The following is a 20,790-nucleotide window of genomic DNA, read 5'->3' on the forward strand; positions in this document are numbered from 1 at the left end:
ATACCAGAGTGGCTCTCAATGGAGCCTGCCGGAATATCTGAAGCCATATCAGTCCCCTGTCAGAGTTTTATTTTTATGCTTTCCCCTCCTGAGACGGGTAACAGCGTATTGACTACATCACATTTTTTAACTGTTTCGCGGCTGTCAGCAGCAGTTCTTTATAAACGGTAAGCGCTTCCCGCTGGCTGGATGCAGCGATGCATAAAGAACCGGCAGCCTGTTCCTGCTGGTTAAAGAGCGGGACAGAAATCCCCTGGGTATGTGGCTGCCATGCCTCACTTGAGCTAGCAAAACCCTGCTCAGCCCAACACGTCAGTTTTTCTTGCAGCTCGTTATCGGCCTGAAGACAGTGACGTTCTAAATAGGCCTGCTGCTCTTCATCGGACATAAACGCCAGCGTGATTTGGGTAAAAGGTGCCTGATGCAGATAAATCCTGTCCCCCACTGTCGCGGTAAAGCGAATATGCTTCTGGCTTTCGAGGATGAAACTACAGACCGAAAAATCATCCCGGCGGCGATAGATGAAAACGGTCTCTCCGCACTCTTCCACAACAGGTCGAAGGCACTGCTCAGCAACATGTGAAAACGACAATGTTGCATTGGCTAACTGACCCAGTTCGATACAGCGATAACCCAGCTGATAGGTACGGCTGAGCGTGTTTTTTAGCAGGAACCCTTCCTGCTCCAGCACATTAATCGCCCGCTGAATGACCGACGGGCTGCGATTCATTTCACGGGCCAGCTCCCTGACTCCCCACGAAGGTTTTTGCAGGGTGAAATAATTCAGCAGTGAAAATACCACCCCGGTAGATTGCAACACGTTGGTCATCAGGATTCTCTTAACGGGTTATAAATTGATGTTCCATATATCGGCACATCGTTCCATATAATGTATTTATATGAGTATCAGGAACTGCCAGCGCTGCAAAAACAATCAGATCAAAAATGCAACATATGTCACAATGCCAAAACAAAAACACAACTATCACAGGCGTAATGCCTTTGCACAGCAATCAATATGTCGTGTGGCAGACAGGAAAAAGCGAAAGGGCAAAGTGGTGTTGTGCTGTTGGATGCGTAAAACGAAACGATCAGGAAGAAGGCTCATTAAGTCGCTTCAGAGCGAGGAGCAGAAGTTAGAACTTATCGGCTGGTAATTAAAATTGCGACAACTTTTTCTTGCGCGATAGTGCCTTTTGCTTTCGACGCAGATTGCGACTTGCGTTTATAAGGTGGCGTGGGTTGGCAATCTTTTTGCCGCTCGACTAAAAATTGTCATTGCTTATGCGAATTTAAACTGATAAACAATTACCGATGATTTTTAACAATTTATTAACCTCATTACGGAGGCGTCATGGCAGGCATGGAGAGTACGGTTGAAACATCTTTAGACAGCGTCGGTGATGGCATAGATTCATTAAATGCGGCCTGGAGTTTTGGCGGTAACACCCCAAAAAATTTTGACTCCCATGTATCAAAATCAGTGCCTAAGTATAAAGACGGGCACGATATCATTCTCTCTTTGAGTGATTTCTTTATTAATAAACAGTCCACCGTTTATGAATTAGGCAGCTCAACCGGGTCATTAACCCGCAAGCTGGCCGAGCGTCATGTTCACGGCGGTAAGTTTATTGGAATAGATATTGAAGAGGCGATGACGCAGCAGGCTACGACGCAGCTCAGCGCTCATCCGGCTCATAAAAATATCACCTTCCTGACCGATGACATTCTCAATTTCCCCTATGACAAAAGTGACTTTATCGTCGCCTACTACACCGTGCAGTTTATCCCGCCTCGGGTTCGCCAGCAGCTCTTTGATCATATCTATCAGAGTCTTAACTGGGGCGGCGCTTTTGTCTTATTTGAAAAAGTGCGCGGTCCGGATGCCCGTTTTCAGGACATCATCAGCAGCCTGTACGTCGACTACAAGTTTGAGCAGGGCTATGCCGCCCACGAGATCCTGGCGAAGTCCCGCTCGCTGAAAGGCGTGCTGGAACCCTTCTCTACGGCTGGAAATCTGGACATGCTCAATCGTGCCGGATTTGTTGATGTGATGACTATTTTTAAGCACATCTGTTTTGAAGGATTCTTCTGCATTAAATAATGGGGACCTATGGATTCAAAATCTGTTCGCCACTACCTGAGCTTATTGCAAATGGACCCGGCATATCCGGCGACGTCTATAGACTGCGAGATTTGCGATTCAAATAATAAACTAACGTTATTATCTTGCGTTCAGGGGCCACATGACAGCCAGGTCGAATTGCCCGTGATGGGATGCAGGCAATGCGGGCATATTTATCAGTCATATCGTTTTAGCGGTCAGTTTTATCAGGACTACTACGATAAGTTTTATCGACTGAATTTGTTTGGCGACAGCGAACCCGAAAAAAGTTTCTTTCTCGATCAGATTAAACGCGGGGATTACCTTTATAAAAGCTTGGCCGCCTGGCTGCCTGAAAAAGGCCAACTGATCGATGTGGGATGTTCTGCCGGCGGATTAATGATCCCCTTTGCGAAAAGAGGCTGGCGGGTAAAGGGTAACGATCCGGACGTGGCCTATGCGCATTACGGCAAAACGCTGGGATTAAATATCGATACGGTCAGCGCAGAAGAAATGGAGACGGACGAACCCGCGGACCTGATTATTATCAACGGCTCACTGGAGCATGTTTATGACGTCAATAAGGTGCTGGAAAAATGTCGGCTGATGGCCTCAGAGCAGGGCCTGCTGCTGATCGAAGGCCGTGCGCTGGGTCACGGCATGCAGCAGGGCTATTTGACTCATAATCATCGGCGCTTCCTGACTCCACAAAGCATTGAACTGCTGATGATTAAGCATGGCTGGACGCCATTCCTGACCACCGAAGAGCCGTTGTGTGGACCCACGCGACCGGGGGCCGTGTTCGTGCTCGCACGGGCGACACAGGTTGATGATACCGCCTTCGAAACGCTTTGTGCGACGGGGCGTGACAGGCTCGAACAGGTTTATCGCCCGTGGTTTGACGCTGTGGTGAACGCATGAGCGAAAGCGTTTTACCCATCGCCGCAGACACCAGTCTGGTCCGATACCGTTCGGAGCTGGTTTGTGAGCCTGTCGATAGCGGAGCAAAGCCGAAATTTCGTATCTACGATCCCGGCACCGACATCGCCTATGAGCTCGGCCAGGCCGAACTAGCGTTGGCGCGACTTTTCGACGGCAAGCGTTCGCTGGAACAGGTTCAGCTGTCGGCCAAAACCGAGCTGCGGGCGATCGTCAGCCTGCCAAAACTGGCCGCGTTTCAGGCCCGGCTGTTGCAATTGGGGCTGCTGACCCAACACGGACTAGAGGGCGGTCTGAAGCGGGATCCTGCCACAGGTATCACCTATGGCCCTTTAAAGCGTTTCCTGCTGATCAATTTGGTCAAGATGAACCCTCAGTCCGGGCTGGATCGTCTGTATCAGCTGGCTCCCTGGCTGTGTGCTCCGCTAATTAACGGCGTTCTGCTCCTCGCGGCAGGCGTTGCCTTTAGCTATTTATTCCTTCACTGGCAGGCGTTTAGCCACGATGTGGCCGCTACTTATACTCAAAGCTGGGCGTGGCTGGGGTGGCATTACCCGGTGATCCTCAGCTCAATAGCGATTCATGAGCTGGGGCATGCTCTGAGCTGCCGCCACTATCGTGTGCGCGTAACAGACTTTGGCATTGGCGTTTACACCCTGCTGGCAACCGGCTGGGTCAGGCCTGAACAACGAGCCTGGTCCTCTCTCAGCGCCGGAAAACGAGCGATAACCATTTTGATGGGCCCGACCGCCAGCCTGTACTACGCCGCGGTAGGGATCGCCGTCTGGGCTTCCATGCCGGTCAGTTCTGGCTTCCACGATTTAGGCGTGGTGATGGTGGTGGCTTCCTGCCTGTCGCTCATCCCTACCCTGCTGCCGGTGTTTAACGGCGATACCTATCTGGCGCTAACTGAATTCTTTAATCAGCCCCGATTGCGTCAGCGCGCCCTACGCTACTGCCGTTTGCGCCTTACGGGGAAACACCCGGAAGAGGAGCAGAATCACCGTCTTTACTGGCTTGTCAGCCTGTTAACCGTGTCCGGCTGGGCTCTTGCCTGGTGCGGAATTGCCATGATGATCGCCCGATTATTACCCTGAGGAGAGAATGTGATGACACCTGAAGTACCAGAAGAAAACCAGCCAGTCCAGGCAGCTGAAGAGCAAGCCGACACGCTGTTTGAAGAGTTCGATCTCGACGATATCGAAGTCATCGAGAGCAAAGTTTTTGCTTAACAGACACTGCCCTGGAAACAGGGCATTTTTATCCTGAAGGGGATAGTGGACGATATGACAGTGATGGCAAAACCCGCTACGGTAGGCGTCGGTATTCAATATAACCCAGAGATCCTGGACTGGTTTCCCTTCGAAACGCTACATGTCGACCTGCTGGAAATTCTGCTCGACAACATCATGGCCCCGCTTGACGGACCGCATATCGTCCGCCCGGAAGTGAAAGCCACGCTGGAGAAACTCGGCGAGCGCTTCACGCTGCTGGCGCACTCCAACTACGGCTGCGACTTTGGCTTTAATCCGCTGGAAAGCACCGCTGCCGTGCAACGCCACATTCCACTGGCGAAGATGATCGGCAGCCCGTGGGTGGCCAACCACTGTTTTTACGGCGATGACTCCTGGCTTGATATCTGGAGCAGCCCGCTGCAATTTTCTCAGTCTGAGGTGATCCGCTGCGCCGACCGCGCCGCCGAACTGCAGCAGCGCTACGGCATGCCGCTGGCTCATGAAAATGCAGCCTACTATCTGCCCTGCCCTGGAGCTGAAATGCGGGAAGCCGAGTTTCTGGCACGTTTAGTCCAGCGCTCCGGTTCTTTTTTACATCTCGACCTGCACAACATCTATACCAACTCAATCAACCTGCCGAATTTCGATCTGGCTGATTATCTTGATACTTTGCCATTGGAACGGGTGATTTCTGTGCATCTGGCCGGAGGAAGCTGGGCGGATGGCCTATATCACGACTGGCATGACTCCGCCGTGCCTGAGCCCGTCTGGGATCTGTATGAAGATCTGCTTTCCCGGACGCTGCCCTCCGCCATTGTGCTGGAATATCAGGGCCAAGCGCACCACGCCCTGACCAGGGTGATGGAAGCCAGCGATGAATCGATGATTGTCAAAGACGTCAAACGAGCCCAGGCCATCTGGCAGCGCGCGCTGAACGAGCGAAAGGTGGTGAACAATGGACGCTAAAATTGCCTGGCACACCTGGCGCAAGATCCTGCGCAATGAAGCGCTGCAACAGCAGCTTTTCGACCACCGCTGGCAGGCCGGAGAGTGTGAGGATTTCACGCCAGAAGAACAGGAAGTGATCGCTACCTATGCCGAAAACATCGACCGCGCCAAATGGTTTATCGAGAACTACCAGTTCCGCCTGGTAAATTCATTCATCAACGCACTGGAAAATGGCGCCCCGCTGACGCTGCGCGCTTTGCTCAATAGCGGCGTCGATATCTCAACGCTTTCCCGCGCCTTCCTGAAAGCACATCAGTGGCATGATTACGGCCCGCAGGTGTACAGCTACTGTCGGGACATTCTGCTATGGCTGCGTTCAGAACCTCTGCCGCTGGCACTTCCCGAGCCGGTGCTGGACTTAATGGGCCTGGAAGGTGAAGGCGTGGCACTGTATTTGTCGTTAAAAGAGGGGATTCCCGACTCAGGCTCAGATGACGGTTATACGCAGACCGGCATGGCTCGCCTGTATCAGAGCCGTTTTCGCCTGTCGCAGTGGCTGCGGGATAAGAAAAGCCTCGGGCTAACGATGCCGCCTGAAGGAAAAGAGTCGCTGCTGATCGCACTTCCCGATATCACCAGCCGCCATAAATACCTGCTGTTGCCGGAGCGGAGCGCCACGCTGTTTGCTCAACCGGAACTGGCTGGTCAATCAGAAGGGGATCCTTTGCATCTGGCGCGGCTGGTTGCCGCTAATGCTCTGAAACTGAGGGAGCAAACCGATGCAGTGCGCTAATTACTTTTGGCTCCGGTCGGCGGGTTTCCCGGCGGAGAGTCTGCTTCATGCCGCGCCGTTTAGTCAAAATCCGGCCCTGAACACCCTGCTGGATTTCTACCAGCGCCGCACGCAGCTAGGGCAGCACTTTGGGCGGCATATTACCGCCGTCGGCGAAGAGCACTGCCGGAAGTTCGTCCGCAAGCTGAACGAACAGCAGCCCGTCAGCGTCAGTGATTTGCCGCTGGCGCTGCGTGAGGTGTTAGCGCAACCCCTGGCCGAATGGCAGCAGCTGACGTTAACCATCGCCGAACAGGAAGACCTGCTGCGCCCGGAGTTTGCGGAATTCAGCGAACAGACCCGTCAGCAGCTCATTGATTTCCTGCTTCAGGATGAAGTGGCAGAAGCCATTTTTATTTCGAACCCGGATGCGGCAGAGCGAATCGAGGCATTAATCGCCGAACGCCATGCGCCAAATGACAGCCGTAAAAAACAGAAAATTCGCCTGGGCTGGAGCTACGCCCAACGATTCTGCACCAAAAACGATACCTGCAGCTTTTTTGGCCCGATAGCCTGGGGACGCTTCGATCCGCAACAAGCCGAGCTGGTTCAGATCCATCGCCATGAAGGACACTGGCTGTCACAGCGGGAGACTTTTTTTGAAAGCTGGGTCATGCAGCGGTTGACAGCGCAGATTAACCAGCAATGCCCGACGCCCGAACATCTGCCCTTGATCCTGAACCCGGGCTGTCACCTGCACGGCGAGACATTGCACTATCCGCTGAATAAATCACGACAGCTCAACGGCACGCTGCTTGAGATAGTCGGCATGCTCGCGCGCAGGCACAGCAGCGAAAACGCCTTGTGCGAACATCTGAACAGCAACGTCAAGGCAGCGATTGAACACCTGGTGGCAAGCGGGATTGTGCAGCGTGGTTTTGCCCTCTCCCCGCGCGATCCTGATGCGCTCAACACCTTATTACAGAGTATGCGAGCCACGAAGCTGCCCGCTGACTTTATCGCGCTGTGGTCGGAACGATTTTCTCATCTGGAAGCCCTGCGGGAAACCTACGCAGGCGGCGATTTACCACAGCGCCAGCGGGCTCTGGCAGCCCTTAATGAAGCGCTGAGAGCGGCGGGCGTGTCCTTGCAGCGCGAAAGCGGAAAAATGTACGTCGGACGCTACCCGGTCTATGAGGACTGTGCCCGCAGCAGCAGCGTCACCTTTAGCCGCGACTTACAGCGCCAGCTGGATAGCGATTTAGCCCCGCTAATGGCGCTTTACCAATGGCTGACGCGTAGCTGTGCCTTCCTGCTACATCAGGCATGGCTGACGATTTATCAGGAACTCGCCGCGGCAAAACAACAGAACGCCATCAGCCTGTTGGCTTTTTTGCACGCTCTTCAGCCGCGTCAGGCCGCCACCCAGCAACAGATCTGTTCGCAGATCCGCGCCATGCTGGATGAGGCCTGGCAGCCGTTGCTGACCAGTATGCGGGACGAAGAACTGCGGCTGACTCCGGAGCCACTGACGCAGGTGCTGAGAGCCTTGCAGCAGCAGAGCACCGCAGCCGCTGCGTTTCAGGTATTTGGCGATAACTTCCACTCACCGGACCTGATGCTGTCGGCCGCCAGCCAGGCCGCGCTAAACCGGGGCGAGTATCAGATTGTGTTGGGAGAAACTCACCCCGGCGTGCACACCCTCAGCCAGCCCGTCGCCGCGCCGTTTTGCCCATTCACCAGGGAAATTGAAGCGGCGCTCAACGAGCTGCTGGGCCGCGAACGCATGATGCTGGCCGATTCCCCTGAAGGCTACCAGCGCTCCCATATCGACTGGCCGCTGGTCAGCAACTACGCACAGCTGATTTTACCCGGCGGGGGCGGCACCGTTGCCACCTCCCGGCGTTATCCCGTCGGGCGCGCGCTGCTGTTTTGCCGCGAAGGACGCCTGATCGTGGGCGACAGAGAAGAACGGTTTGAAGAGGACCTGCTGTGCGTTAACGCCACCGCACTGCATCAGCTGCTGTTCACGCTGGCGGGCGACGTCGTTCCTCGCCACGATCCGCGCCGCATACTGCTCAATCGCTGCGTATTAAAACGCCGAACCTGGGTATTCCACGGCGAAGGCTGGCCGGAAAGCGCTGCCGACGAATTTGCCAGCTTCCTGCAATGGCAATGCTGGCGACAGCAAAACCAGCTGCCACGCTGGATATTTGTGAAATGTGACAGTGAGCCAAAACCGCTGTTTGCCGATTTCGACAACCCGCTGTCACTCGATGCGCTGGCGACCGCGTTAAAGAAAGCGAAAACGATTAACGTATCAGAAATGCTGCCCGCGCCGGACGCCCTCTGGCTCGAGGATCAGCGGGGTCGGGTTTGCTGCGAGATCCGTACTACTTTCTCACCCAAAAGCCAGGAGATTGCTGAGAATGTCGAATGAACCGATTTCAGTCGCGGCCGTACAGGAAGCGAAAAAAAGCTTTGGCATGCTGTTCTTAACCATTTTTATTCCGTTCGGGATGGGGCATTTCATCTCTTACCTGTATCGCACGGTTAACGCGGTGATTTATAACGATCTGGCCACCGAGCTGCATCTGCCGGCAGAGAGCCTGGGAGTGTTAACCGGGGTCTATTTCCTGACCTTTGCGGCGGCGCAGCTGCCGTTAGGCGTCATGCTCGACCGCTACGGCCCCCGCTCGGTGCAGAGCCCGATGCTGCTGATTGCCGCACTGGGCTCGGTGATATTTGCCCTTTCGCACAGCGAAGCCGGACTGCTGATTGGCCGGGGATTGATTGGCCTGGGAGTTGCGGGCTCGCTGATGAGCGCCATCAAAGCCTGCTCCATCTGGCTCCCGGTGGAGAGACTACCACTGAGCACGGCCTGCCTGCTGTCGGTGGGCGGCCTGGGCGCGATGGCCTCCACCTCGCCGCTGCATGCCGCCCTGCACTGGATCAGCTGGCGCGAAGCGTTCCTGATCCTGGCGGGATTAACCGTGGCCATCAGCGCAGTCATTCACTTCTCCGTGCGCGGCCCCTTCACTCCGAAGAACACCCGCTTCAGCGACATGTGCCGCGAAGTGGGACGTCTGTATCGTTCGTGGACATTCTGGCGCTTAGGGCTCTATTCGGTGTTTGCTCACGCAACCTACATGGCGATTCTGGCCTTGTGGATGGGCCCGTGGCTGCACGATGTTGCAGGCCTCAGCAGCTCGCAAATGGCGACCGCGCTGATGGCGGGAACCGTGGCAATGGTCGCAGGTTCGCTCTTTTTTGGCTGGCTGACTGACTACCTGCGCCGCTACGGCGTGCAGCCAATCATGATCTGCGGCGGTGGCGTGGCGATTTTCGTGCTGTTGCAGGTGCTGATGCTAAGCGGCATTGCGGTATCTCCGCTGGCGATCACCATGGGGTTCAGCTTCTTTGGCACCGCCGCAACCATGAACTATGCCATCGTGGCGCAGTCCGTTGAGCCGACGCTGGCAGGCCGGGTAAGCGCCTCGTTCAACCTGCTAGTGTTCGTGCTAGCCTTCGTAGTGCAGTGGCTGATGGGCGCGGTGATCAGCCACTGGGGCAGCACTGACGGGCATTTCCCGGTAGTCGCTTATCAGTGGTCGCTGGGGCTGTTGATTGCCTTGCAGGTGCCGGGGCTGCTGCTTTGGCTGACGTTCAGGCCCTGGAAGCGCGTCGCTTAACAAAGGCGCAGGCTTTCCTGGCCTGCGAGCTTAGCATAAGACGTTGATTTTGTAGGTCTGATAGGTGAAGCACCCTTAAGCAAAAGCTTTGGTGAGGGGTTTGTCATCAGTCTCAGCCCCGCTACACCCCGGGGCTATTGCCATCTAATTAGATAACGGTGTTATAGCTGACTGAAGTGGTTTACTGAATTTAGCCGCCTGAATAGAGAGACAAAATGTCCGCCTCTGGCACATAGCCGCCATTAATACTATCTTCAGTGACAAGATATGTCCGCAAAGCCTCACAGCCCTTTGAGGCTACGATCAGAAGAAGCGGATCTGGATTACTGATACCACCAGGTCCCAAATCCCTCTGCAAAATCAAATGCATCCTGATAATGAAGGCCAAAGTTACGTCTGTCGTAGCCCTCAGCCGTGGCATAATTCACAACACACTCGCCATTACGGTACTCCAGCATCGCGGCGCTTGCGTTATACACAGATGCCAGTAGCAACAGGTCATTAAGCTGAAAACCGTGTTCAAGCGCCGTCAGCAGCATCCCCTGCACTGCCTGTTTCTCCGCGTTATGCAAAAAGCTGAGCTGCAGCTGTATATCTGTATTCTCATCTATCATTTTATTCTCCGGTAGCAAAACGCCTGCGGCCAACAGCAGGACACTGTTGCAGTAGAGCAAAGCGGGTCGCTGCTGATGAGGGATAACTCAGTTTGCAAAACAGAAGAAAAACCGCCTGTGGCACGCAGACGGTTGTGACACTACCGATGTGGAAAACAGGCCTGACTTATCCGTTCGCCTAGCCAGCGCACCACCGGCACCGCCATCGAATTACCCAGAGCCTTGTAGCGCGGGCCATCCGGACAATCGATGTCACATTTACCGCGCCAGGGGATTTGCGTATATCCTTTTCGCAGTTCAAGGGTGAACGCCCATCCTGGCGGCAGGCGCACAGACGTCGGGAAAAGTGAGGTCACAATCGTTGCCACCAGACTGAACAGGTCAGGCAAATCTGATACTGTGGGCCGGTGTTGCTTTTGTTTTCGGGCCGCAGCGGTGAGCGCCTTTTTCACTCTTTCCGCCAACATACTGTTGTCGCAGGACACCCAGGCCTTCGTTGCCCCGTTCAGTGCTGCGCTATAGTGGTCAGCGCAACGGCACAACGTGATATCAGCATCGGTCAGCACGACTTCGGCATTATCCGTCAGCGCCACCTCTGCCACCGACAGCATGACCGCAATCAACCTCACCAGATCGCCCATAGGTACAACTGATGGGTACTCACTGTTCGTGTCGGCAAAAGGTATCGTCAGGCACTCTCCTCCCAATGGGTACACGCTCAACACCTTCAGCTCTGCATCAATGCTCAGATGCATCAGCACCGGTAGCGGCATTACTGATTCAGGGTCAATCTCTGACGACATCTGCGTAATGGTACAAGTCTGGTTTGCAGGAGGAAATCCCTGAAGCCGCTCGCACTCCAGCGGGATAAGGCGGCGGACCGCCATATCCACGCCACACCAGTGGGTGGTCTGTTTTACACCAGACACCGCACAGACAGCTCCGGCAATCTGTCCGTCGCCCCCCAGCACTCTCACTTCATTGCGGGTATTCTGTGCAAAAGCGGAGCCCTGCAACAGTTCTGTCGCCTGTATCAACGCAGCAGGAGCCAGACAGGAGCCACTGATGGCGCTGGTCAGCGTCGGGGACTGCTCCACCGCAAAACCGATACTGCGGGCTTTTGCGCCTTGCCCGGCTTTGAAAGCACAGGCCACGCCGTGTCGGTCTGTTTTCGTCTGGCACGGAGAAAGGTTTACCATTGGTGCAGTGGCATTGCCGCCGTTTTCCGGTGAGCGACCAATCCAGTTGCCCGGAATGCCGTATGTTGTCTCTGCCCCACGATGTTCAGACACCACCATCAGGTCGGTCGCCCCCCTGCCATCACGGGCCTTGCAGGTGGAAGCTGTTTCATCGTTGCTGTATTCGCCAAAAGACAGCATCCTGTACGTGCTGATGATCGGCGTTCCCCGGCCCGTGCCGTCTTCACTGGCACCCTTTGCCGTTGCCGTCAGCGCATGCGCGATATCGCCTCTGACGGACGAACAGGCCACTGCCCCCTCAAAGCCCCCGCTCCCGTGTGCCTTAAGCGTTCCGAATAACTCATCGCCGACATTGTGCTCTTCATCAATACCGAGGCTCGCCATCACTATCCCGGCCCCGCGCTGGCTGAAGAGCTCCTGCCCGGACTGACCGATACCGCCAGTATTAAACGCCTGACTCAGGGTTGGATGGGGGAGGTCTGCACCATCCCAGTGGCTACAAAGCGCAGTGCCTGCTCCAGACGCTCCGGAAGCGTCTTGCCCCGCTTTTCGGCACGGCGGAGAATGCCGGCGCACGCCACCGGACTCAAAAAGTATTTCGACGGGACTGATGTCTGTTCGAGCACTTGCGATAACAAACAGACGCCGGCGTCGTTGTGCCAGACGGAAAAATTGTGCATCGAGCAGTCTCCAGGCAACAGTGCGCGCGGGGCCAGACACAATACCTGCGTCTGACCAGCGCTTCCCTGGAGACTGTAATGGAACGCTTTCGCCGGCAAGTGCGCCCGTAAAGCAGCCAAATGCGTTGTCACGGGAGCACAGAACACCGGGGACGTTTTCCCAGAGGATAATGCAGGCGGGTTCTCCGCGTTCGCGGCGTTTTTCATCAATGGCATCGGCAAGCTCCACAAAAGCAAGGGTCAGTTGTCCGCGCAGATCACCAAGACCCTGACGCAGACCGGCAATGCTGAAGGACTGGCAAGGGGTTCCCCCGACGAGAATATCGGGAGCGGAGATAGCCCCTTTCGCTATCTGCGCTGCAAGCAACGTCATATCGCCAGGGTTGGGCACAGTCGGCCAGTGCTGCGCCAGCACCGCAGACGGGAACGCCTCGATTTCACTGAACCAGACGGGCCTGAATGGCAAATTTCGCCAGGCCACGCTGACGGCTTCAATGCCGCTACAGACGGAACCATAGGTTAAAATTTTTTGGGTCACGATTCCCCTCCCGGAAGGCGGGGATGCTCAGAGGCATTCGGTCAGGCAGCTCAGTGGCTGTGGGTGAAGTTGTTCAGGGTTTTACAGCGTGGGCATTTGATGTGCAGGGTGGTAAACGTACCGGCTATCGCCAGCAGTCGCTGGCAATGGCCGCAGCGCAGCGGCTGTTCAGCTTTTTTGTCGGGCATGGCACCTCTCGTCTCTCGCAGGGAACATCCGGGCAGCATGATGCTTCGTCGCCCAGGCGCAAACCGAAAACTCAGATAAGAGAAGAAAAGGAAAGCGCCGCATAACGACGCTTGCAGGCACAGCCTGAACGTATGAAAAATCAGTAGAGACAATTCCCTGGTATGACCGTCAGGCCAGACCGATCCGCTTACGGGAATACGGATCCATAGCATGGCGCTTTCGCACAAAAGGCTCCGTTTGGTTGCCGGTCGGCACCGGCGCAGGGCAAAATTGCATAAGCCATGTCCGGCTATTTTGACTGAAAACTCCGGACAGAAAAAAATAAACTCAATACCGCATGCTGAAGAAAAACGAGCTACTTAACCGTGGCAACCGGCAGCGCTTTCCAGTTGGTGGTGTACGCCGGTGAAAGCCATTCTCGTTTCATCTTCCAGTCCTTGCTGATGCCCTGCCCGGCGAACCAGACCTGATTGCCATACCGGTTGAGTCTGTCCAGCGTTTGCATCAGCGCTTCACTGTTGGCCTGTGGAGGTGTGTCGTCGAACAGGTCGATTTGCCCGGCTCTGTCGGTAAAATCGTTCAGCATGATGCCTCCCTTCTGATAGCGATAGCCATCACGCCAGATCTCATCCAGTCCACGCATCGCCGCGGCAATAATATCGCGGGTATCCTGTGTGGCAGTCATCAGCGTTTTGCTGGCAGCATTGCTGTAATAAGGATCGCCAGAAAAAGGACTGGTCCGGATAAACACCGTGATATGTCGGCAATAGCGGCGCTCACCGCGAAGTTTTTGTGCAGCCCTTTCGGCATACTGGCAAATGGCTTCATGCATCTGTTGTTTATCGGTAATGCGCTCACCAAAGCTGCGGCTCGAAATGATCTGCTCTTTTGCCGGCAGGCTTTCGACAGAGATACAGGATATGCCGTTAAGCTCTCTGACTGTTCGCTCCACCGTCACACCGAAAGTTTTGCGGACAAACGGCAGATGCGTATCCGCGAGGTCGAGCGCTGTTTTGATACCCATCGCCTCAAGCCTGGCGCTAAGTTTACGCCCAATACCCCAGACTTCAGAGACCGGAAGCAGCGACATCAGTTTCCTCTGTCGCTGGCGTTCAGTCAGCACCACGATACCTCTGGTGCCAGGCCAGGTCTTTGCTGCATGGTTGGCAAGCTTTGCAAGCGTATGAGTCTGGCTCACCCCAATACCGCAGGTCAGCCCCGTGTGCTGAAATACCGTGTCACGTACCCGCATACCGAATGACTCAAACGATTCACAGGCATCGATACCATCCACCCTCAAAAAAGATTCGTCTATACTGTAAACAGTTAATTCCGGGGCCAGGCTCTCCAGCACGGCACTGACTCTCTGACTTAAGTCGCCGTACAGGGCATAATTCGAGCTGAACACCGCCACATTATGCTGTTTAATCAGGCCACTGACCTGAAAGTACGGCACCCCACGTTTGATCCCCACAGCCTTTGCCTGCGCGTTTAACGCCACGCAGGCGCCATCGTTATTCGACAGGACGACAACAGGTTTTCCTTTGAGATCAGGGCGAAACAACTGCTCGCAACTGGCATACATCGCATTGATATCACAGAGTAGGTACATGGCTGATTTACTGAAAGCTGTGGACGCTGTGCGTCACCACGCCAAAAATATCCAGCTCATCGGTGTCGTTGATGTAAATGGGGCTGTAAGCCGGATTCATGGGCATCAGCGCGGGCCTCGGGTGCAGCACCAGCTTTTTAACGGTGAACTCGTTATCAATAGCAGCGATCACGATGCTGCCATGCACCGGTTTCACCGCTCTGTCCACCACCAGCAGATCGCCGGAGAGGATCCCTCCTTCCGACATGGAATCACCGGACGCCCGTACAAAATACGACGCAGAAGGATGCCGGATGCAGTAAGTATTTAAATCCAGCGTTGCTTCAACGTAGTCCGCCGCCGGGCTCGGGAACCCTGCCGCACAGGTATGTCCAAAGAGAGGTAATGCGATAGTAGTTGCCAGTTCCGGCACAAAACCACTTACCCCTTCACGGTCAGAGGCATACATCAGGGATTTGTTGGCAGGATCCATACACAACTCCAGGTTACAATTAATACTGTTCATGCATACAGTATAATTATCAGAATACGTTTTTCAATCTTCATGACAAAGATCCAGAACAAAAACCATATCCATCTGATCGGGCTACGATTTCTGTTACCTCCTTGAAACGAGTCATCAGAATATAAAGGCAGGGCAAACCTCAGTTTTCGCGATGAAGAAAAGCTGCCCCACAGCGACGAAGGGCAGCCTGAGTATTTCCCGGAGACGTGGTTTTACTACGATCCTGCCTGTGCGCCGGGACGATTACTGTTGAGGTGTTGCGGGGTACGGTTGTGCTCTCTGAGCAGCCGCCTGTTTTCACAGGTAATGCCCCCAGGCCCAGCGGGCCTGCCATCGGCATGGAACATGCTCATAGTGAAACAATGTAATAACGGGCGTAATGGTAAACTCAAATTCACTTAACCATATTTATTTCACTTTGACCGCAACAAATCGCTGTATTTATAAAGCACAGTCAGCAACCAGTCAGAAATGATAGACTCTACAGTCATCCTGAACCCTTCATGTAGTCACATGAGAAATGCAAACAATACGACTGGAGAAAAAATGGACCTGCTACCTAAAATATCTGATATAAAAAACCTGAAAGATTTATGCAAAGTGATTGTCTTACCCCTGCTCTGCGCTTGTTATATTGTTCAGAGCCCATTTTCATTAGATTTTGATGGCCACGTATTATCACTGCATGCAGATGATAATGAAGCATTAAAAATAATAAAAACAGTCATAATCTTTGCCGGAAAAACGTTCTTTGCCACAGCGACTGCATTTATTATCTATTTCCTGCTTGCTCTCCTGCAGGCCGGGACAAATGAATTCATCACCCTGGTCAGCATAGTATTACTCCTGACCTTCGGGTTCACCGGGATTTTTGCCGGAGACCGAATGTCGTCAGTTATTCATATTGAAGCAATATGGTATTATGCCAGCTTTGTTACCGCATTTTTCTTACTCTCTGTACTGGAAAAGAATAAATAGAGCCCTGTGTGCCAGATGAATATCCGGCACACGCCTTTCGTAGACAGAAGTAATATTCAGGAAACGACGGACTATCAGCAACCACGTCTCAGATGTTCTGTGACACCATCGCTCCTATCCAGGTGGACTGTTTTTGCAGGAATATGGCCAGAGGTAATTTTCCGACAGCAACATCATCCAATGCCTGTTCCCACAGTGCAGTCATACCGGGATCTTTGATGATAGCCGGCAGCATGTCCATCAGCGTTCTGGCGCTGTCCGTCGCCACTAAATGGCGCTTCTGTTTACGAATATAACCCCGTCTGAGGAGTGTCTCGATAATCCCCGCCCGGGTTGCTTCGGTGCCAAGCCCGGCGCTTTCTTTCAGCCGCTGTTTAAGCCGTTCATCGGTCACAAAGCGAGAGGCATTCTTCATCGCCGCAATCAGTGTTCCTTCGGTGTAATGCTCCGGCGGGCGGGTCTGCAATGGCGTGATGGTCACTCCGCTGACAGCGCACTGTTCTCCCTTCACCAGCGCGGGTAGCACCTGTGTGTCATCACCGGCGGCATCATTATCGCCAAACGCCTGTTTCCAGCCCGGTACAATGACCACGTTCCCCTGCGCCAGCAGCTGCTGAATGCCACAACTCAGCTGTATCCGGGTTTTATCCGCTTCATGGAGTGGCAAAAACTGCGCGAGATAGTGCCGACAGATAAGGTCGTATACCCGGCGCTCATCGTCACTCATCCTGCTGGTATCAGCAGATTGCATCGTGGGAATAATGCCGTGGTGCGCGGTGATTTTACTGTCATTCCAGGCCCGGCTCTTTTGTTGCAGATTGCAGGCGGCAAGTAACCGGGTAAAAGCCGGGACACTCGCCGATAAAGCACGGAGCACCTGTGGTACGTCAGCGAGCATCGACAGTGGCAGATAGCCGCAGTCTGTGCGCGGGTAGGTCGTGGCTTTGTGGGTCTCGTACAGGCTCTGGGCAATATCCAGCACCTGCTGTGCGCCCATGCCCCACTTTTTCGAGCAATGCTGCTGCAGGGTACCGAGGTCAAATGGCAGCGGCGCGGCAGTTTTCACACGCTTTGTTTCCGTGGCGGTTACGATGGCCTGCCCGCTCTGTTTTATTTCACGGGCAGCCTGCTGTGCCACCGCCTCACGAATACAGCGCCCTTCTTCATCGCTGGCACTTTCCGGTGCCAGCCACTGCGCCTGAAACCCGCTGTTTTTGCCACGCAGCTGCACCACCAGCGTCCAGTAATCGTGAGGCACAAAGTTCGCTATTTCCCGGTCCCTGTCCACAATCAGCCTGAGCGTCGGTGTCTGAACACGCCCGACAGAGTACACGCCTTTTTCACCGGGTTTGCGGCCTTTGAGCGTAAACAAGCGGGTCAGATTCATGCCACACAGCCAGTCGGCTCGCGCACGTCCCAGACCAGCCTGATACAGCGCTTCGGTGCTCTCACCGGGTCGGAGTGTCGCCAGTCCCTTGCGGATACTGGCTTCATCCAAAGCAGATAGCCACAGGCGGGAAAGTGGCCCCCGATACTGGCAGGCATCCAGAATTTCACGGGCAATCATTTCCCCCTCACGGTCAGCATCCGTGGCAATCACCACCGCCTGTGCTTTTTTGAGGTGCCTGCGGATAACCGCAAACTGCTTTTTCGCCTCAGGTTTAACGGCCAGTTGCCATTGCGCCGGAATAACGGGTAAATCACTCAGCGTCCATTTTTTATATTTCGCGTCGTAATATTCAGGCGGAACCATTTCCATCAGATGACCAAAGCCCCAGGTCACGATTATTTCGTTACCACTCAGGCATCCTTCGCCTTTTTTTGTTGCCCCCAGCACACGGGCAATATCACGCCCCTGTGAGGGTTTCTCACATAAAAACAGTTTCATCGACACTCCGGTAAAAAAACGGGCATCAGAAGATGATGCCCGAACGGGTTGAGAGCCCATGTATGACGGGAGAGAAATACCGCGCCATCATAGAAAGTGGGTGTCGAAAGAAATACCGTAAACTCTGTTATGAAGTGAGAGATTAAATACTCGCTTCAGATATGGGTCCATGCCACCTTACGGGCAAATGCCACCAGCGACGGGTGATATAAATGGCGCGCCATAGCGCCGACTTCAGGCCAGCGAAAGCGCTTGATTTCGCCTTCATCATAACCGCAGTCCACCATCCAGAATGTCACCAGTTCATCAAAGTCCGTAATCAGTTCGTCAATAATATACGACTGGTATTCAGCCAGTATTTTATTACGTTCACGCCCATCGTTCATTGCATCAGGCTGGTTAACATGATGAGTCTGCATAATAATGCCTCGTAAAAGTAAAGGTGGGTGAAGGAGGTTTCTGCTGTCGCAGAAACCTCCCGTTGAGTTGGAAATAAAAGAAGGAAGTAAGAAAGAAAGTCAGGAGTGCGAGGGGACTACGCGACCAGTTGTTTAGCCAGCGCGATTTCCACCGAATCTCCGTCTGAGTTGAGAATGTCCAGCCCCGATTCCGGCACATCGCCGGCGGTGCTCTGGGCTACAGCGATTTTGCGTGCCATCAGATCCAGGCAGGTCATCTGTGAACTTCCGGCATAACCGAGATAGATAACCCTGACCGCTTCCGTCTGACCAATGCGCCAGGAACGGCGCGCCGCCTGTAACAGCGTAAAGACGTTGTAGCCCGTCTGCATAAACACGATGGTCGGAAACTCCAGCAGATCAAGCCCGGTTTTAACCAGTTCAGGGTTGGTGACAATGACGTCCACGCCCTGCTCCAGTTGCTCAGCCACCCAGTCCTCCCGTTGCTCCGGGGGAACGCTGGCACGCAGTACGGCAGTTCGAAGCCCGGCCTGTGTCAGCAACGCTTTCAGGCGTGAAGTGGTGTCACGGGTCCCGCTGTAAGTGGAGTACGCCAGCACCTTACGGCCTGCGGCTTTCTCCTCCAGACACAGCGTGGTCAGCTCCTCTTCCTTCGGCGTCGCCTGCATGTCGTCAAACAATGCAGGAACAAAAGCCAGCAATTCACGGGTACGCGGGTGCTTCACGGTTTCATTGCGAAAACAACACTCGGGCCAGGCGAGCAGCGCATTGAGCACCACTCCGGTCAGGGTGTTATCCCGTTTCGCCAGCGCCTGTCGCAGTGTCGTTGTCAGCGTCTGCGTCAGTTCGCCGTATGCCGTCTGCTGCGCATCCGTCATCGCCACTTCCCGGAACTCTTCCTCGTAAGGCGGCAGAATGCCGCTGCCAAGATCGGCGAGTTTGAGAAACACCGTGAACGGCAACAGACAGCGCAGCACACCAACCGGCCCAAAGCCCGGTGCCTTTGATACGCGTACCGACATCTTCTTACCTTTCGCTGTCTTATGCGCATCACCGCTGCGTTCGGAAAACACTTCCCGCAGCACGCCGTGATCGCGCATAAACTGCATGGCAGCAGTGTTCAGACTGCCGTTGCGCCCCGGCTGATACCCGTCTTCCAGCATGCGTGCAGTAAGAATACGAAACAGCAGGAAGAACAGATCATCACCATAGCCCCCCATCAGCGTGCCGGTCAGCAACAGTACTTTGCGGGCCTGTGAAGCCAGAACCCCCATCGCCTGCCCCTGTGCCGAACTGCCACCTTTGTATTCATGGCCTTCATCCACCACCATGAGATCAAAGGTGTTTCGGGGGAGATAGCGCTTGATGAACTCACTGGCCTGATAAGCCCCTTCACCAAATCCGAACTCCATGTTTGCCATTGCGCGCTCCATGCGCTGTGCCTGGCGGTCGGAGAACACCATTTCACCGTGCCCGTCCATCAGGTTGATGAACTCATAGAGGTTATCGCCCAGCATGGACGCGAGGAACGTATCACCAAAGGTGGATTTAAGCCGCTTTGCCGTGGCGTCACCGACCGTTGGAATACGCTTCAGCGCTTTACTGACCATTGCTGACTGCAAATCACCCGACACGGCTGTCGGTCGCATCAGCGTCCACAGTGGCGTATTGCACGCCGTACACTTGCGGGGTCTGTCTTCGTGACGAAGCACCTCGGCCGTCATCCAGTTACCGTCTGCATCCTGAATGCGGGTACCGCAGTCAGGGCAGACACCAAAGTGAAAACCGCCATGCTGGCGTAGCGCAAACGCCGGCTGCCAGTGATACCCCATCCGCATGCGTACCCGCCCCAGAATATAAAACTCGGGACCGGTGGCCGGCAGATGAAGCTGTTCACGCAGCAACATCAGTTTGAGCAGGGTATCGGGGCCGTTCAGCACCCAGACCCGGGCCTCGGGAACCGTCTGCATAATTTCACGTCGCCACTTATAGACCAGGTGAGGCGGCGAGAGCACCAGCGTGCGCCGGTAACCTTCATGGTAGAGAACTGCCGCGGTGGCAATGGCTAACAGTGTTTTGCCGCAGCCCATTTCGCCGTTGACGATGGCAGCATGCTCGTTACGTTCAATGAGCAGTTTTGTCACCGCCTGCACCACTTCCGCCTGTGCGGGGAAGGGTTTACGTGAGAGTGAGTCCATGATGACCTGACGCCGCAGATCCGGTGTGCCGTCATACACTGGCGGCAGCGCACTGTTCAGGTTGTCCAGCAGGCTGCTGCCAAACTCGTCGATAAACGCGTTCAGCGACATATCGCCCGCGGCAATGTCCGGGAAAGCGTCGGTTTCTGGTTCAGTGAGAACAACAGTTTCATCAGTCATGGTCGTATTCCTTAAAAAAGGGACAGACCTGCCCCGGTGGGAGGTTGTCCCACGAGGGTGATGAAGCGAGTAAGGTGATTTATGCCAGTCGCAGCATAAT

At 54.6% G+C, this 20,790-nt stretch carries 18 protein-coding genes and 1 pseudogene; 9 read left to right on the plus strand and 10 right to left on the minus strand.

All coding sequences use genetic code 11. The annotated features are described in order from the left end of the window. Positions 1-112: 112 nt before the first annotated feature. Both ACRCWW_RS08540 and ACRCWW_RS08545 read right to left on the minus strand, forming a co-directional pair. Positions 113-829 carry an IclR family transcriptional regulator gene (locus tag ACRCWW_RS08540; RefSeq protein WP_438682024.1) on the minus strand — a complete coding sequence of 239 codons (717 nt, stop codon included), beginning with the start codon at positions 827-829 and terminating at the stop codon, positions 113-115. Between the two features lie 343 nt (positions 830-1,172). Beyond that, positions 1,173-1,265 (minus strand): annotated as a pseudogene (locus ACRCWW_RS08545) (RNA-guided endonuclease TnpB family protein); the annotation flags it as partial. Positions 1,266-1,354: 89 nt separating this feature from the next. On the opposite strand from ACRCWW_RS08545, the gene ACRCWW_RS08550 reads away from it, so the two are divergent. Genes ACRCWW_RS08550 through ACRCWW_RS08585 form a run of 8 tightly spaced genes read left to right on the plus strand, consistent with a single transcriptional unit; the run spans position 1,355 to position 9,690 of the window. After that, on the plus strand, positions 1,355-2,104 hold the full coding sequence (locus ACRCWW_RS08550) for a methyltransferase domain-containing protein (protein ID WP_438682025.1): 750 nt from the start codon (positions 1,355-1,357) through the stop codon (positions 2,102-2,104). Positions 2,105-2,113: 9 nt separating this feature from the next. Continuing rightward, the gene (locus ACRCWW_RS08555; RefSeq protein WP_438682026.1) at positions 2,114-3,025 is read left to right on the plus strand and encodes a class I SAM-dependent methyltransferase; all 912 of its coding nucleotides are present in this window, start codon (positions 2,114-2,116) and stop codon (positions 3,023-3,025) included. Next, the gene (locus ACRCWW_RS08560) at positions 3,022-4,140 is read left to right on the plus strand and encodes a site-2 protease family protein (RefSeq protein WP_438682027.1); all 1,119 of its coding nucleotides are present in this window, start codon (positions 3,022-3,024) and stop codon (positions 4,138-4,140) included. The genes ACRCWW_RS08555 and ACRCWW_RS08560 overlap by 4 nt, the downstream gene beginning before the upstream one ends. A gap of 12 nt (positions 4,141-4,152) precedes the next feature. Continuing rightward, the gene (gene tglA, locus ACRCWW_RS08565; protein ID WP_438682028.1) at positions 4,153-4,275 is read left to right on the plus strand and encodes a 3-thiaglutamate biosynthesis pearlin carrier peptide TglA; all 123 of its coding nucleotides are present in this window, start codon (positions 4,153-4,155) and stop codon (positions 4,273-4,275) included. Between the two features lie 54 nt (positions 4,276-4,329). After that, a complete protein-coding gene (locus tag ACRCWW_RS08570; protein ID WP_438682081.1) occupies positions 4,330-5,244 on the plus strand; it encodes a DUF692 domain-containing protein in 915 nt (304 codons plus the stop codon). Then, on the plus strand, positions 5,234-6,019 hold the full coding sequence (locus tag ACRCWW_RS08575) for a hypothetical protein (protein WP_438682029.1): 786 nt from the start codon (positions 5,234-5,236) through the stop codon (positions 6,017-6,019). The genes ACRCWW_RS08570 and ACRCWW_RS08575 overlap by 11 nt, the downstream gene beginning before the upstream one ends. Beyond that, positions 6,006-8,438: a lantibiotic dehydratase gene (locus tag ACRCWW_RS08580; protein WP_438682030.1), complete on the plus strand. Its 2,433-nt coding sequence runs from the start codon at positions 6,006-6,008 to the stop codon at positions 8,436-8,438. The genes ACRCWW_RS08575 and ACRCWW_RS08580 overlap by 14 nt, the downstream gene beginning before the upstream one ends. Beyond that, the gene (locus tag ACRCWW_RS08585) at positions 8,428-9,690 is read left to right on the plus strand and encodes an MFS transporter (protein WP_438682031.1); all 1,263 of its coding nucleotides are present in this window, start codon (positions 8,428-8,430) and stop codon (positions 9,688-9,690) included. The genes ACRCWW_RS08580 and ACRCWW_RS08585 overlap by 11 nt, the downstream gene beginning before the upstream one ends. A gap of 323 nt (positions 9,691-10,013) precedes the next feature. Here the strand turns inward: ACRCWW_RS08585 and ACRCWW_RS08590 are convergent, their stop codons facing one another. From ACRCWW_RS08590 to umuD, 5 genes are all read right to left on the minus strand, one after another. Then, on the minus strand, positions 10,014-10,304 hold the full coding sequence (locus ACRCWW_RS08590) for a hypothetical protein (protein WP_438682032.1): 291 nt from the start codon (positions 10,302-10,304) through the stop codon (positions 10,014-10,016). A gap of 140 nt (positions 10,305-10,444) precedes the next feature. Beyond that, complete coding sequence (locus ACRCWW_RS08595) at positions 10,445-12,721, minus strand: DNA cytosine methyltransferase (protein ID WP_438682033.1); 2,277 nt, start codon at positions 12,719-12,721, stop codon at positions 10,445-10,447. Positions 12,722-12,771: 50 nt separating this feature from the next. Beyond that, positions 12,772-12,909 carry a Com family DNA-binding transcriptional regulator gene (locus tag ACRCWW_RS08600; protein ID WP_438682034.1) on the minus strand — a complete coding sequence of 46 codons (138 nt, stop codon included), beginning with the start codon at positions 12,907-12,909 and terminating at the stop codon, positions 12,772-12,774. A gap of 356 nt (positions 12,910-13,265) precedes the next feature. Further along, positions 13,266-14,522, minus strand: coding sequence for a translesion error-prone DNA polymerase V subunit UmuC (umuC, locus tag ACRCWW_RS08605; RefSeq protein WP_438682035.1), 1,257 nt, complete (start codon positions 14,520-14,522; stop codon positions 13,266-13,268). A gap of 7 nt (positions 14,523-14,529) precedes the next feature. Next, positions 14,530-14,970 carry a translesion error-prone DNA polymerase V autoproteolytic subunit gene (gene umuD / locus ACRCWW_RS08610; protein WP_438682082.1) on the minus strand — a complete coding sequence of 147 codons (441 nt, stop codon included), beginning with the start codon at positions 14,968-14,970 and terminating at the stop codon, positions 14,530-14,532. Positions 14,971-15,573: 603 nt separating this feature from the next. Here umuD and ACRCWW_RS08615 point away from each other — a divergent pair. Continuing rightward, a complete protein-coding gene (locus ACRCWW_RS08615) occupies positions 15,574-16,005 on the plus strand; it encodes a hypothetical protein (RefSeq protein ID WP_438682036.1) in 432 nt (143 codons plus the stop codon). Positions 16,006-16,093: 88 nt separating this feature from the next. On the opposite strand, the gene ACRCWW_RS08620 is transcribed toward ACRCWW_RS08615, so the two are convergent. The 3 genes from ACRCWW_RS08620 to ACRCWW_RS08630 form a co-directional block, all read right to left on the minus strand. Then, entirely contained in the window at positions 16,094-17,893 is a 1,800-nt protein-coding gene (locus tag ACRCWW_RS08620) for a DNA topoisomerase III (protein WP_438682037.1), read from the minus strand. A 155-nt stretch (positions 17,894-18,048) separates the two neighbouring features. Next, the gene (locus ACRCWW_RS08625) at positions 18,049-18,312 is read right to left on the minus strand and encodes a hypothetical protein (protein ID WP_438682038.1); all 264 of its coding nucleotides are present in this window, start codon (positions 18,310-18,312) and stop codon (positions 18,049-18,051) included. Positions 18,313-18,428: 116 nt separating this feature from the next. Then, positions 18,429-20,690 carry an SNF2-related protein gene (locus tag ACRCWW_RS08630; RefSeq protein ID WP_438682039.1) on the minus strand — a complete coding sequence of 754 codons (2,262 nt, stop codon included), beginning with the start codon at positions 20,688-20,690 and terminating at the stop codon, positions 18,429-18,431. Positions 20,691-20,790: the final 100 nt, after the last annotated feature.

Origin of the sequence: Scandinavium sp. (assembly GCF_051650185.1) — a bacterium.
Taxonomy (GTDB): Bacteria; Pseudomonadota; Gammaproteobacteria; order Enterobacterales; family Enterobacteriaceae; genus Scandinavium.